This is a genomic window from Mycobacterium sp. RTGN4, assembly GCF_033804635.1.
Taxonomy (GTDB): domain Bacteria; phylum Actinomycetota; class Actinomycetes; order Mycobacteriales; family Mycobacteriaceae; genus Mycobacterium.
Window position 1 is genome coordinate 303,751 of record NZ_JAPZLB010000006.1, and the last position, 13,585, is coordinate 317,335.

A 13,585-nucleotide genomic window follows, 5' to 3' on the forward strand; every position below is an offset into this window, starting at 1 on the left:
CGGAGGAGCGGATATGGTTGCGCTACAACCGATTCACGACTGGGTGGATCAGCCTGGTCTCGTCATCGCGTGGGACCCTGCACCGTCGACGTTGGCGAAGGTACGGCAGGCTCCGGTCAGTTCGGTGCCCGTCAGCTATCAGCAAGCCCAGCATCTGCGTGCGTTCACCGAACACGCTGCCGCGGGCGCCGAGATGGCCCGGCTGAACATTCCGTCGTGGAACATCGCGGGGCGGTGTGATCGACGGGCCATGACGTATGTCATCAACTCCTACCTTCGTCGGCACGACACGTTTCACAGCTGGTTCGAGAAGGACGACGACGGCCGTGTCGTACGGCGAACCATCAACAATCCTGCCGACCTCAAGTTCGTCCCGACCGAATACGGCGAGATGTCGGCGACGCAACTGCGCGAACACGTGCTGTCCACCCCAAATCCTTGGCAGTGGGACTGCTTCAGGTTCGGGGTCGTCCAACGCGCAGACCACTTCACCATCTACGTGAGTGTCGATCACCTGCACGCCGACGCCATGTTCATGGGCGCGCTCTTCGTCGAGATCCACATGATGTACACCGCGCTGGTCGAAGGCGGGGCACCGCTTGCGCTGCCTGCTGCGGGAAGCTATGCCGACTACTGCAGGCGTCAGCACGAGTACACCTCGGCGCTCACCAAGGATTCACCAGAAGTGCTCGCCTGGGTCGACTTCGCGGGTAACAACGCAGGCACCCTGCCGAAATTTCCGCTGCCGCTGGGAGATCACTCGGTGCCGTGCACTGGCGCGCTCATCACGGTGCCGTTGCTGGACGCCGAGCAGGGCGACCTGTTCGAAATGGTGTGCCTCGAAGCGGGTGCGCGGTTCTCTGGCGGCGTGCTTGCCTGCGGCGCACTCACGGAGCACCGGTTCACCTCGGCGCCAACATATTTCGTGATCACCCCCACGACGACACGTAGCACTCCGGCAGAGTTCATGACGACGGGCTGGTTCACGGGCCTCGTGCCGATCGCCGTTCCGATCAGCGCGACGTCATTCGCAGACATGGCACGCGCCGCCCAGGAGTCCTTCGATTCGGGTATCGACCTCGCCAACGTGCCCTTCGACCGCGTGCTCGAGCTGGCGGCGGGCGAACGGGGCTTGCGCAAGCCCGACCCAGGCGTTCCGATGCTGTCGTACCTTGACGCGGGGCTGCCTCCGCTCTCCTCGGAGATCATCGCGCACTGGATTGGGTTGAACGGCAAGGTTTACAGCGATGTCGGGGCTGCCCATCAAGTGGGTATGTGGGTGAATCGGGTAGCGACCGGAACCACGCTGACGGTGGCCTTCCCGAACAACCCGATCGCCCGCGAATCCATCATCCGCTACGTGGACGTGATGACGTCGATCTTCCTCGACGTACTCGATGGCGGCGGGGTGGCGGCGCCGTTGGCCGACGCCGCCCGCAGCGTCGCGGCCGGCTGATGGACAACCGGCTCTCGTTCACCGATCAGGCCTTGTTCCTCGGCCTGCGCGCGACGGGCCAAGAGTTGGCCATGCAATCCGTGTGGATCTACGACCACCCCGTTGACTTCGACGGACTGAGGCGTTTTCACAAGAACTTCGGTCACGGCTTCATGGGCAGGCTCATCGAACCGTCACCGCTTCCGTTCGGCAGGCATCGATGGGTGGCCTCGCAAGGACCGGCGTCAGCCTTGGACATCGAATCGCGCGCACGCCCGCGCACCGAAGTCGCCGATTGGGCCGATGAACGCGCACAGCTTCCCATCGACCCCGAATGGGGTCCGGGGTGGCATCTCGGGGTGCTGCCGCTAGCTGACGGGGGGACCGCCATTTCATTGGTCGGTTCCCACTGCCTGACTGACGGTGGCGGAGCCGCGCTGACGGTGCTCGAGGCGGTCAGCGGCCATACTCGTGACTTTGGATATCCGCCGCCGGGAGCACGGACGAGGATGCGCGCCGTGAGCGCGGACCTCTGGGACACCGTGAAGGGTGTGCCCGAGGTCGTTCGGACGCTTGTCGAAGTGGCGCGACAGGCACGACGTCGCAGGCGTGACATCTCCCGCTCGGCACAACCGTTGCGAGCTCCGGTGAGTGGTGATGATCTCGATCGCACGTTCGTGGCGCCTGCCATCACGGCATTCGTCGACGTTGACGCCTGGGATGCCCGTGCGAACGCCCTCGGTGGAACCAGCCACGCGTTGGTCGCCGGGTTCGCGGCCAAACTTGCCGAACGAATGGGCCGCGTGCGGGCCGACGACGGCCTAGTAACGCTGAACGTCCCTATCAACGACAGGACACTCGAGGACACGCGGGCGAACGCGGTCACCCTCGGTGACATCACCGTCGATCCGACGAACCTCACGACGGACCTGTCCGTCCTGCGCTCCTCGATCCGGCGAAGTCTGAAGTCCCGCAACGAATTATCGGATGAGAACGTGAAGCTCCTTCCGCTGATTCCGTTCCTCCCGAAGCGCATCGTGCGTCGGACGGCCGATGTGATGTTCAACTTCGCCGACCTGCCGGTTTCGTGCTCCAACATGGGTGAGCTCCCGGCGTCCATCAGACGAGTCGACGGTACTGAAGCCGAGACCGTGTACATGCGAGGAATCGACAGGGCAGTGACGAAGCGATTCCTCGAACGTCGACGGGGGTTGCTCACCGTGATCTCCGCTCGAATCGGCAGTCGTCTCATGTTGACCGTCGTCGGTTATCGGCCGGGCGCGGACAACACCAAGCTCGAGATGTGCGAGCTGGTGGGAAAAACGCTGGCAGAGTTCGATCTCGATGGTGAGATCGCCTAGCGATGGTAGTCGTTGCAAAATCCAGAACCGTTGCGGTGCAGGATAATCGGATCGACCTGCTTGACCAGGCGACGTGGCTGTCGATGCGCGCCACCGGTCGCGGGCAACTCATGCAGGTCTCATGGGTGTACGAGCATCCCGTCGACCTCGACGCGGTGCGACGTTTTCATGCCAACATCGGCTACGGGTTACTGGGCCGGCGGATCGAGCGTTCGCCGCTGCCGTTCGGCAGGCACCGGTGGGTCTCCACCCCTGGGCCCTCATCCGGGCTCGACATCGCGGGGTGCCCGCGGCCCCGCGCCGAGTTCAGCGACTGGGCGGACGAACGCGCTGAGCTGCCAATCGATCCGGAAACCGGACCCGGCTGGCATATCGGTGTGCTTCCGCTCACGGATGGATCAACCGCGATCAGCCTGGTGATGTCACACTGCCTGGCGGACGGCGTCGGCGCATTGCTCACCATTGCCGACGCGGCCAACGGTGAACGATGTGAATTCGGCTATCCACCACCGCAATCCCGCCAACGGCTGCGCACCGCCCTCGCCGACGTCGGACACCTAGTGCTGAGCCTGCCTTCGATAGCACGCGCACTGAGCATCGCGACGATGATGGCGGTCCTTGGCCGCCACGATGCGGCCGCGCCAGCCCCGGGGACGCTTACCGTCAGGACGCCTGACGAGGATGCCGATCGCATCGTCGTCGTGCCCGCGGTCACCCTCTTCGTGAGTGCCGATGAATGGGATGCGCGCGCCAATGCTCTTGGTGGAAACAGCTATTCACTATTGGCTGGCTTCGCCGCCCAGCTGGCGGAGCGAATGGAGCGCCGTGCCGCCGACGGCACGATCAGCTTGCTCGTCGCGGTGAGTGATCGGACGACTGACGACACGCGTGCCATCGCGATGTCGATGGCGAACGTCAGCCTCGACCCGAAGCTCGTCACGGTTGACCTGTCTGGATCCAGGGCCACGCTCAAGTCGGCGCTCCAGAAGCTGCGTGGGGGTCCCGCTGATTCCGCGCGATTCCTATCGGTGATCCCGTTGGTGCCCGAGCGGGCCGTGAGACGAGGGGGAGAGGCGTTCTTCGGCTTCGCGGGGCTACCCGTGTCGTGCTCCAACCTCGGCGACCTCGATCCCGCCGTCGGCTGCCCCGACGGCACCCCCGCGGAGTACGTCTATCTGCGCGGGGTCGACCGGCCGATGACGCGGCGCGAACACGACCGAGCCAAGGGCCAGTTGGTGCTGGTCTCGGGCCGCATCGGGGGCAAGGTCACCATCGGGGTCGCGGCTTACCAGCCGGGTGGGGACAATTCGAAGCCCGCGTTGCGCGCGCTGGCGATGCGCACGCTGGCGGAGTTCGACCTCACCGGTGAGCTCGAGTAGCGCACCGTGACTGTCGACAACACACTGGCGTACATCGATCAGGCGTCGTACCTATGGGTGCGCGCCAGCGGTCATGTGCATGGTCTTCAGGCCACGTGGGTGTATCGCCGCGATGTCGACGTCGACGGATTGAGTCGGGTGGTCGACAACCTGGCGCGCGGACTGCTCGGCCGTCGAGTTGAGCGTTCCCCGTTGCCGTTTGGGCGGCACCGGTGGGTCGCCCAGCAGGAGTCCGCCGGACTGCATTTCTCGCCGCCCGCGGCGTCGCGCGGTGACCTGGCCGCCTGGGTGGTCGCGCGGGCTGAAGTGCCGATAGACCCGGAGTGGGGACCCGGCTGGCACATCGGTGTGCTGCCGATCAGGGACTACGGCACCGCGGTCAGCTTGGTGGTCTGCCACACCGTCATAGACGCGATGGGTCTGTGTCTTGCGGTGGCGGATGCGGTCAACGGAGTGACGCACGACTTCGGCTATCCGCTGCCTCGATCCCGACGTCGGGCGCGCGCGCTGGTCGTCGATGCCAGGCAGGCGGCCAAGGACGTGCCCGACATGCTGCGCGCGCTCGCCGCGATCCCGAAGCAGGCCCGCCGAGCCAAACGCAGCCCCGACCGGCCTACGGGTCGCTCGTCTGCCGCCACCTCGGTGGTGCAGGAAGAGCTGTGCTTGCCGACGGCGACGGTATACGTCGACCTGGCCGACTGGGATGCGCGCGCGGAAATCCTTGGTGGTACCAGTAATTCGCTGTTTGCCGGATTCGCCGCCAGGCTCGCCGAGCGGCGGGCGCGGATCCGGGCCGATGGCCTGGTGAACCTGACCTATCCCGTCAACGACCGGACCGCCCATGACACGCGTGCCAATGCGCTGAAGTCAGTCGAACTCGCCGTCGACCCCAAGATCGTCACGACGGAACTGCGGGCGGTCCGAGGGGACATCAAGCAGGCCCTCACGTTGGGGCTTGGGAATTTCAAGGATCAGGAAGCCCTACTCCCGCTCACGCCGCTCTTGCCGACGGCGGTCGCCAGACGGGTGCCCGCCGAGGCCGCCGGCGCCGCAGACCTGCCGGTCGGATGCTCGAACACTGGCGATGTCGACCCAGCGACGGCGAGCGTGGACGGCACCGCCGCGGACTACTTCTCGATTCGCCTTATCGCGCAACATCTTCGGACCAACAGCACCGAACTCGCCTTCGGCGAACTGTATTTCCTCTCGGGTCGAAGCTGCGGAAGGTTGTTCATCACTGCGCGGGCGTACCACCCCGGCAAGGCGAATTCTCGGGAAGAACTCTGCCAGTTGATATCTGTGACACTTGCCGACTTCGAACTGATCGGCGAGATCGAATGACGCGCTCATTCGATATGGACGCCGAATCATCGGCCACAGTCCAACAGGCTCACTCGGCGTTCGGCGACGCGAGCTATTGGGCGTCGAGGTTGACTGAAAGTGCCGACGGCACAGCGACGCTCGAGCGGCTGGCGGTCGACGCGGACGGAACCGTGAACGTGGCGACGTCGGTGAGCCTGCTCCGCGATCGACTGCCAACACTGGTAACCTCCCTGCTGCCAGGTGATTTGGAGCTCGCTCACGCCGAGACGTGGCGCTGGGCCGGTGACGGCAGGCTACGAGGTGAGCTCGGCTACACCGTGCGCGGCGCGCAGGCGTCTGCTCGCGGCGTGATTCTGCTGACTCCGGCGGGGACTGGCATGCGGCAGGAATGCACCGTGCTCACCCAGGTCAAGATCCCTCTGGTCGGCGGTGCGATCGAGCGACTCATCTGCACCCAAATGCCGGGCGGGATCCTTGCCACCCAGCGCTTCACCACCGAGTGGATCGACCGTAATGGCTGATCCCCGGGTTGCCGAGTTGCCCAGCGGGCGGCTCACTCCGGCAGCGCAGTCTAAACTCCCATGCGGCCGGGGTCGGGCGCGTGCGATGGCCCAATATCCGACAGAAGGTCAACCCCTGTGACGTACTCCTCCGTGAACGGCGTGCTGCGTGAACGCGCGAGTCTGCAGCCCGATGACATCGCCTTCACCTTCCTCGACTACGAGCAGGACTGGGAAGGTGTCGCCAAGACCCTGACATGGGCGCAGCTGTATCGCCGCGTGCAGAGCCTGGCGTACGAAATCCGGCAGCGCGGTGCGGTGGGCGACCGGGCGGTGATCCTGGCGCCGCAGGGGCTCGAGTACATCGTGGCGTTCCTCGCCTCGATCCAGGCCGGACTCATCGCGGTGCCACTGTCGGTGCCGATGGTCGGGGCACACGACGAGCGGGTCTCCGCGGTGTTGTGTGACGCATCGCCGTCCGTGGTGCTCACGACTTCTGCCGTCGCGGGCGAGGTTTCCGAATACGCGACGTCGGTAGGTGACGCGCCTGCGCCGAGCGTTTTCGAGGTCGACGCGCTGGACCTGGACTCACGACGGGGTCCGATCCCCAAGGGTGAGGCACCGCCGCAGACGGCGTATCTGCAGTACACGTCGGGGTCGACCAGGACACCGGCCGGAGTGATGATCTCCAACGACAACCTCACCGCCAATTTCGGGCAGATGATGTGCGACTTCTTCCCGGAGCACGGAAAGGTGGCGCCCCCGAACACCACGGCCGTGTCGTGGCTGCCGTTCTACCACGACATGGGTCTGTTGCTCGGTGTGTGCGGACCCATCCTGGGCGGCTGGCACACCGTGGTCACTAGCCCGATGTCGTTCCTCCAGCGACCGGCCCGATGGATACAGCTGCTGGCTAGTTACAGTCGTGCGCTGACCGCCGCCCCGAACTTCGCCTTCGAACTGACCACCCGCCGGACGACCGACGAGGACATGGCCGGATTCGATCTCGGGGACGTGCTGGCTATCAACAGTGGCAGCGAGCGGGTGCACGCGACGACCCTGAAGCGTTTCAGCCAGCGATTCGCCGCCTTCAACCTCCGCGAGGAGGTGGTTCGTCCGTCCTACGGGCTGGCTGAGGCGACGCTCTATGTCGCAACGCGAGCCCCGGGTAGTCCGCCGACGGTGGCACACTTCGAACCCGAAAAACTCTCCGCTGGCCTGGCCCAGCGCAGTGTGGGCCGCGACGGCACGCCTCTGGTCAGTTATGGGACGCCGCAGTCGCCACAGGTACGGATCGTCGACCCCGACGACAGGACCGAGCGTCCGGCCGGGATGGTAGGCGAGATCTGGACCATCGGCGACAACGTCAGCGCAGGCTACTGGAACAAACCAGACGAAACCGAGCACACGTTCGGCGGAACGTTGGTGGCCCCCTCGGAGGGCACGCCGCAAGGCCCGTGGCTGCGGACCGGAGATCTGGGCTTCATGTCCGACGGCGAACTCTTCATCATCGGCCGCATCAAGGACCTTCTGATCGTGCGCGGCCGCAATCACTACCCGGACGACATCGAGACCACGATTTCAGCGATCTCGAAGGGCCGCGTCGCGGCGATCTCGGTTCCGGACGGTCATGAGGAGACGCTCGTCGCGATCGTCGAGCTCAAGGAGCCACGCGATCCCCTGGTGAATCTCGCGGAGACCATCGACGGGGTGAAAGATGCTGTCACCTCTGCGATTTCGACGTCGCACGGTTTGAGTGTCGCCGACCTGGTGATGGTCGCCCCCGGCTCGATTCCGATCACCACCAGCGGCAAGATTCGGCGGGCCTCCTGCGTCGAGATGTACCGGAACCGCCAGTTCAAGCGGATGGAGTAGGTCAACATGGCTTTTCGTAGCGCCGCGATCGCCGTCACGATGGGTGCGGCCGTATTCGGCGGCCTGGCCGGCGTCGCGACGATCGTCACTGCGCCGCCCAGCCAGGCGGCCTGTCCACCCGGGCTCGTGCAGGGCTTCAGCGGCTGCCTGCCGTCCTGCCCCGACGGCAGAGTGTTCGACAAGCCGTCCGGCGACTGCCTCGATCCGGTGTCGGCCATCTACTCGGTAGTGGGCCCGCCCGAGGACTGGCCGCCGCCACCGGAATGGCCGCCAGGTGTCGGCGTGCCCGGTGTCGGGGTGCCGGGTCTCGGAGTGCCGGGGGTGCCCCTTCCGCCGCTGCTGCCCGGTCAGGATCTCCCGTCGCTACCGCCGCCCCCTCCACCGTTGCCGCCCCCGCCGCCTCCGCTGCCCCCGTTGCTGCCACCACCGCCGTTCCTACCGCCGCCACCGCCCCCGCCTCCTCCGCCGCCACCACCACCGCCGCCGCTGTGGTGAGGTTGTCGTGGTCGAGCCGATGGCCCGACCTACAACCTGCTGATCCCCATCGCGATCATGAGGCAGCCCGCAATGGCGAGGATGATCGCGAAGTCCCGACGCCGGCGCGCCCTGACCCAGTCGTGCAGCCGGCCGACCAGCACGCGGGTCCGCTCTGGGGCCATCAAGTAGCCCACGATCGGGATCGCCACCACGATGTCTCCGACGATGATGAACGTGAGCAGGGCACTGGTCTGGGCCACGGGCGTGGCCCCGGAGGCAGCGATCAGCACCAAGAGCGCCATGTAATCGATCGACGGCAGTGCAATGCCGACGCCCATCGCCCCCGAGAACCACGGCGAGCCGCCCTGCAGCAGATTTCGTCCGCGGTTGGACAACCTGTCCAGCCGGCGTAGCGAGGTGGGCTGGAATGCGACCCAGCTCGGATCGTCGCTCACCGCGCCCCGCAGCGGCTTGCGGGAGAAGCGACCCACTGAGACGTTCGACGCCAGTAGCGCCGCGCCAGCGAAGGCGAAGAGCCCGATCGCGATTTGGATCTTGGCGCCGTTGAAATCGGCTTCCCCAAATAGGCCGTGATGGAAGACCAACAGTACGAGGAGGCCGACGCTAGTGGTCATCGCGAAACTGCCGCACAGAAACGCCAATAGCTGCAATAGCGGCCGCGGCCGGCTCAGCGCGACGGTTATCAGACCGATCCGGGTTGGTTCGAAGTTCACCGCGATGGCAAGTACCAACACGGTCGTCCACATGGGCGCCAACGTTACCCGTACGGTTGTGTTGCCGATCCGAATGAGAACGTCATGAAATACATTGCGCTCGATGAAAGGCGCAAGCGCACCTACGCCATCGTATCGATTGCGCTGCTTTTCTGGGCTGCGGCAATATTGTTGCTGGCCCTGTTCGTGGTAAACCTCGACAGCTATTGGTTCTCGTACTATGTCGTCGACTATTCGTTCGGGTTCGTGCGCCGAGGTCTTGCCGGCGAGCTCGTCGACCTGTTTCCCGCCGACGAGTACTTCGTCGGCATGCACATCATGCGCTGGGCGGCCACGGCCGCCTTCCTCGCCAGTCTGGCTGCACTGTCTTGGCTGATCCTGCATCGAGGTGGGCGCTCCGAACGACGAATCATGCTCGCGCTGCTGGTCCCGGTCCTGCCGTTCGGGCTGGCATTCGCGTTCTACTCCGCCCGCCCCGACCTGTTCGGAGCCGCGGCGCTAGTGGCGTTCGTGATCGCGATGGCCTTCGTGCGGTCTGCTCGATACGCCGTGCTGTGCAGCGGGCTCTACGGAATCGCCATCGCCGTGCTCGGCCTGATGCACGAGGCCATCACGCTGGAATTCGCGCTGGGCGCCATTCTCGCCATTCTGGTGCTAGCGCGAAATATCGCGCCCGCAGTGCAACGCGTGAGCATTGTGGTGGCCATCGCACCGGGTTTGATTGTGGCGCTGGCCGTCTCGTTGCTGGGTCAACAGGGTTTTGGTGCGCGTGCGTGCGCGAAGGTGCCGCACCGGTATATTGACGATTTGCAAATGAAGAATTCACTTTCGGGTTTCGTGGACTTCTTTTTTCTGGGCCGCAAGCATCAGACCGACTTCCACGAATGGATATGCCGAAACATCACTCCGCTTTACGACTATGACGTGCGGCATGCGATTAATGTCGTCGCATCCGTAGGCGCGGGTTTATTGCTGATGTCGTTGGTCTTTGGAATAGCCCTAATCGCAATGACGATATACCTCGTCAGCCGTTTCTCGGGTGTCCCGTTCGCCGAATTCCGAGCCGTTCTACGGGGCAGGATGTATTGGCCGGCGTTGGGACTCGCCATGGTGGTACCGGTATTCCTGACCGCTCACGATTGGGTGCGGTGGTGCGTGCTCATCGCGTTCAATATCGGGATCGTCTTCCTGCTGTACGCCACCGATTCCCCGCAATTGGCCACACCACCGACGCCGCGGGATGTGCGGGCACTGGTCTGGGTAGTGGCGGTGCTCGCACTGATTCCAGTGGGGATCGTGCCCGGCTTCGCACCGCCGGTGCCGACGACGACGAGTCCCGCCTGGTGTTCGGCGACCGACCGCGTCTTCGATGGCTGTGCTCGCTCGGCCGTTCAGCTATCGCGCCGCTGACGTTGTCATCGGGCGGTTGCCGCCGTGAACTCCTCGTCCAGCTGGAGGCCCTCGGACTCCTCGTCCCACTGACCGTCCGCGTCCGGCGGAGTCACGGCAGGCGTCGTCGGCCGCCAGCGGGAAGGCCACCAGTTGCGGTGGCCGAACAGCACCGCGATGGCGGGCACCGTGACGGTGCGGACCAGGAAGGTGTCCAGCAAAATCCCGACGCCGACGACGAAGCCGGCCTGCACGAGGGTGCTGATGCTGGCGAACAGCAGGCCGAACATGGATGCGGCGAAGATGAGGCCCGCCGCGGTGATGACACCGCCGGTCGCGCCGACGGTGCGGATGACGGCGGTCCGCACACCCAGCGCGGATTCATCACGAATCCGCGAGATGAGCAGCAGGTTGTAGTCCGCACCCACCGCGACCAAGATGATGAAAGTCAGACCGGGAACGCTCCAATGGAGTTCCTGTCCGAGGATGAACTGGAACGTGATGATTCCGATGCCCAGCGCCGAGAGATAGGAAACCACCACCGAGGCGATCAGGTATACCGGCGCAACAATGGCGCGTAGCAGGATCATCAGAATCATCAGCACCACCAAGACGGTCACCAGGATGATGAATCGGATGTCGTGGTTGTAATAGTCACGGGTGTCCCGCAGGGTCACGGGATATCCGGTCATCGAAATCGAGGCGTCCGACAGCGTGGTGTTCGGCTGGGCTCCACGCGCGGTATCAGTTATCGCATTGACCTGGTCCATCGCATCGGTGCTGAACGGGTTCAGTTTCGTTTGAACCAAATACCGTGCGGTGTGGCCGTCCGGCGATATGAAGAGTCCGGCGGCTTTCTTGAAATCTTCGGTGCCCAGTAGCTGCGGTGGAATGTAGAACCCCGACATCGACGGCGTGGTCGCTTCGTTCTTCATTCCGAGCAGGAACGAGGACGCGTCGCCCAGCCCCGAGCCCATCGTTCTGGTTTGGTCGACCAAAAGCTGTACGCCGTCGGCCACCTTGCGGCTCGCGTCGGCGAGCGTCGTTGCGCCCTGCCGCAGGGTGGCCATTTTCTGCCGCATACTCGCGGGATCTTGCAATCCGGCCGCCTTGAGCGAGTTGACCGCGGTATCCAGCGCGCCACGGAGTCCGGAGGCGGTCGCACCGAGGGTTTGGCTGCCGTCAGTCGCCCGCAGCTGTTGGGCCAGCTGAGCGATTTTGTCGAGCGTACCGTCGTCCCGCGCAGTCATCAGGCGCCGCAATTGCAGGCGACTGTTGTTGCACGACGCGTCGGCGTCGCAGATGGGACTCGCATCGAGTGCGGTCAGAATTGGGCCGAGTCCTTGAAAGGAGTCGTTCGTGTTGGCGAGGTTGACTCCGATGGTGTCACCGAGGGAACGCATGGCGGTGACGAGTTCGGCTGCGCTGTCGAACTGTTCGAGCGTCTTGTCGCCCCCGAACTGCTTTTGCATGTAGGTGAGCGCGTCGACGAGGCCGCTGACCGTGGAGATCGCTTGCGTGACCTGGCCATTCACTGCACCCAGGGTGTCGGCGATCTGGCCGGAGCCGCTCGTGAGCAGGTCGAGATCGGCGCTGTGGCTGTTGATCACGTTGTTGGCGTCGTCGAGCTTGGTACCCACCGCGCCGGCCTGGTAGGACAGCCGGGCTTGTTCCAGGGACTCACCCGTTGGCCGCGTGATGCCCCTGACTGCGTCGACGCCGGGCAGTTGGCTGACTCGGTGTGCCATCTGCTCCATGTCGGCGAGCGCATGCGGTGTGCGTAGGTCCTGCGGCGACTTGACGAGGAGATATTCGGGAAGGCTGGAGTTCACCGGAAAGTGTTGGCCGATGATGCCATAACCCTGGGTGCTCTCGACCGCGGGAGGGAGCGCCTTGCGGTCGTCGTAGTTGTAGTGGACAAGGCTCACGCAGCTGGCCAGGGTGATGAGCACCAGCAAGCTGGCAACGAGGTGGGCTTTGGGTTTGCGCACGATGCGGATCCCCGAGCGGCGCCAGAACCGACTCGTGAGATCGCGTCGCGGCGCGATCCATCCGCGGCGCCCGACCAACACCAACACCGCGGGCAGAAAGGTCACCGCAGCAAGGAATCCCACTCCGATCGCGATCGACAGCGCCAGGCCGACTGACGAGAACACCGTCAGCTTGGTGAAGACCATCCCCAGGAACGTCACTGCAACGGTGGCCGCGGACGCCGCGATCACCTTGCCGATGGACGTGAGCGCCTTCTTGACCGCTTGGTCGGAGGGCTCGCCCAGCCGCAGATAGTCGTGATAGCGGCTGATGAGGAAGACGGCGTAGTCGGTGCCTGCACCCGCCATCATCGCGCTGAGGAAGACGATGGTCTGTCCGGACACACTGAGGCCCATTGACCCGAAACCGGCCACCACGCCCTGCGCGGTCACCAGGGATACGCCGATGGTCAGCAACGGAAGCATCATGGTGAGCGGGTTGCGGTAGATGATCAGCAGGATCGTCAGCAACATCAGTGCGGTGGCGATCTCGATGTGCACCCGGTCCTGCTCGCCGACGTCGGTGATGTCCGCGAGGGTGGCGGCAGGCCCTGTCACGTGCGCCTTCACTGACGTGCCTGCGACGGTCTCCCGCACGATGTCACTTGCGCGGGTGGTCGCCTCGTAGGACTGTGGTGAACCCAATTCGCCGGCGAGGCTGACGGGCAGGAGCCACGCCTGACCGTCCTTGCTGGTCATGACATCGCGCAAAGCGGGCGTACTGATGAAGTCCTGCAGCATGACGACGTGTTTGGTTTCGCCGCGGAGGCGGTCGGCGAGCTTGCGGTAGACGTCCTCGTCGGCGGGACCGAGTCCGTGCTCGTCAGTCAGGACGACGAGCAGGACGTTGTCGGACGCCGATTCGTGAAACGCCTCCTTCATCTCCTGGGCGCTGACGGATCCGGGCGCGTCGGCCGGCAACATCGCACTGGGGCTCTTCTGGGACAGCTGCGTCAGTGACGGGAACATCGGCGGTAGCGCTACCGCCAGCACGATCCAGCAGCCGATCACCCACCAGGGGAAGCGCACCACGAGGTCGCCGAGGTGTTTGAAGACACCGGTTGTTGGCGCCGCGTGGGTCT

10 protein-coding genes are annotated in these 13,585 nt (G+C 64.8%); 8 read left to right on the plus strand and 2 right to left on the minus strand.

Annotation, left to right across the window (positions count from 1 at the left end; translation table 11 throughout):
- Positions 1–13: 13 nt before the first annotated feature.
- From SLQ30_RS15580 to SLQ30_RS15610, 7 genes are all read left to right on the plus strand, one after another.
- Entirely contained in the window at positions 14–1,456 is a 1,443-nt protein-coding gene (locus tag SLQ30_RS15580) for a condensation domain-containing protein (RefSeq protein ID WP_319448445.1), read from the plus strand.
- Entirely contained in the window at positions 1,456–2,796 is a 1,341-nt protein-coding gene (locus tag SLQ30_RS15585; protein WP_319448446.1) for a hypothetical protein, read from the plus strand. Before SLQ30_RS15580 ends, SLQ30_RS15585 begins: the two co-directional genes overlap by 1 nt.
- A 35-nt stretch (positions 2,797–2,831) precedes the next feature.
- Complete coding sequence (locus SLQ30_RS15590) at positions 2,832–4,175, plus strand: hypothetical protein (protein WP_319448447.1); 1,344 nt, start codon at positions 2,832–2,834, stop codon at positions 4,173–4,175.
- 6 nt (positions 4,176–4,181) lie between these two features.
- A complete protein-coding gene (locus SLQ30_RS15595) occupies positions 4,182–5,516 on the plus strand; it encodes a hypothetical protein (protein WP_319448448.1) in 1,335 nt (444 codons plus the stop codon).
- Complete coding sequence (locus SLQ30_RS15600) at positions 5,513–6,019, plus strand: DUF2505 domain-containing protein (RefSeq protein WP_319448449.1); 507 nt, start codon at positions 5,513–5,515, stop codon at positions 6,017–6,019. The genes SLQ30_RS15595 and SLQ30_RS15600 overlap by 4 nt, the downstream gene beginning before the upstream one ends.
- A 117-nt stretch (positions 6,020–6,136) precedes the next feature.
- Entirely contained in the window at positions 6,137–7,873 is a 1,737-nt protein-coding gene (locus SLQ30_RS15605) for an AMP-binding protein (RefSeq protein ID WP_319448450.1), read from the plus strand.
- 6 nt (positions 7,874–7,879) lie between these two features.
- Positions 7,880–8,368 carry a hypothetical protein gene (locus SLQ30_RS15610; RefSeq protein WP_319448451.1) on the plus strand — a complete coding sequence of 163 codons (489 nt, stop codon included), beginning with the start codon at positions 7,880–7,882 and terminating at the stop codon, positions 8,366–8,368.
- Positions 8,369–8,397: 29 nt separating this feature from the next.
- On the opposite strand, the gene SLQ30_RS15615 is transcribed toward SLQ30_RS15610, so the two are convergent.
- On the minus strand, positions 8,398–9,468 hold the full coding sequence (locus SLQ30_RS15615) for a GAP family protein (protein WP_319458323.1): 1,071 nt from the start codon (positions 9,466–9,468) through the stop codon (positions 8,398–8,400).
- Positions 9,469–9,495: 27 nt separating this feature from the next.
- Between SLQ30_RS15615 and SLQ30_RS15620 the strand changes: the two genes are divergently transcribed.
- Positions 9,496–10,494, plus strand: coding sequence for a hypothetical protein (locus SLQ30_RS15620; protein ID WP_319458324.1), 999 nt, complete (start codon positions 9,496–9,498; stop codon positions 10,492–10,494).
- A 5-nt stretch (positions 10,495–10,499) separates the two neighbouring features.
- Here SLQ30_RS15620 and SLQ30_RS15625 read toward each other — a convergent pair whose 3' ends face one another.
- Complete coding sequence (locus SLQ30_RS15625; protein WP_413468057.1) at positions 10,500–13,535, minus strand: RND family transporter; 3,036 nt, start codon at positions 13,533–13,535, stop codon at positions 10,500–10,502.
- Between the last annotated feature and the right edge of the window lie 50 nt (positions 13,536–13,585).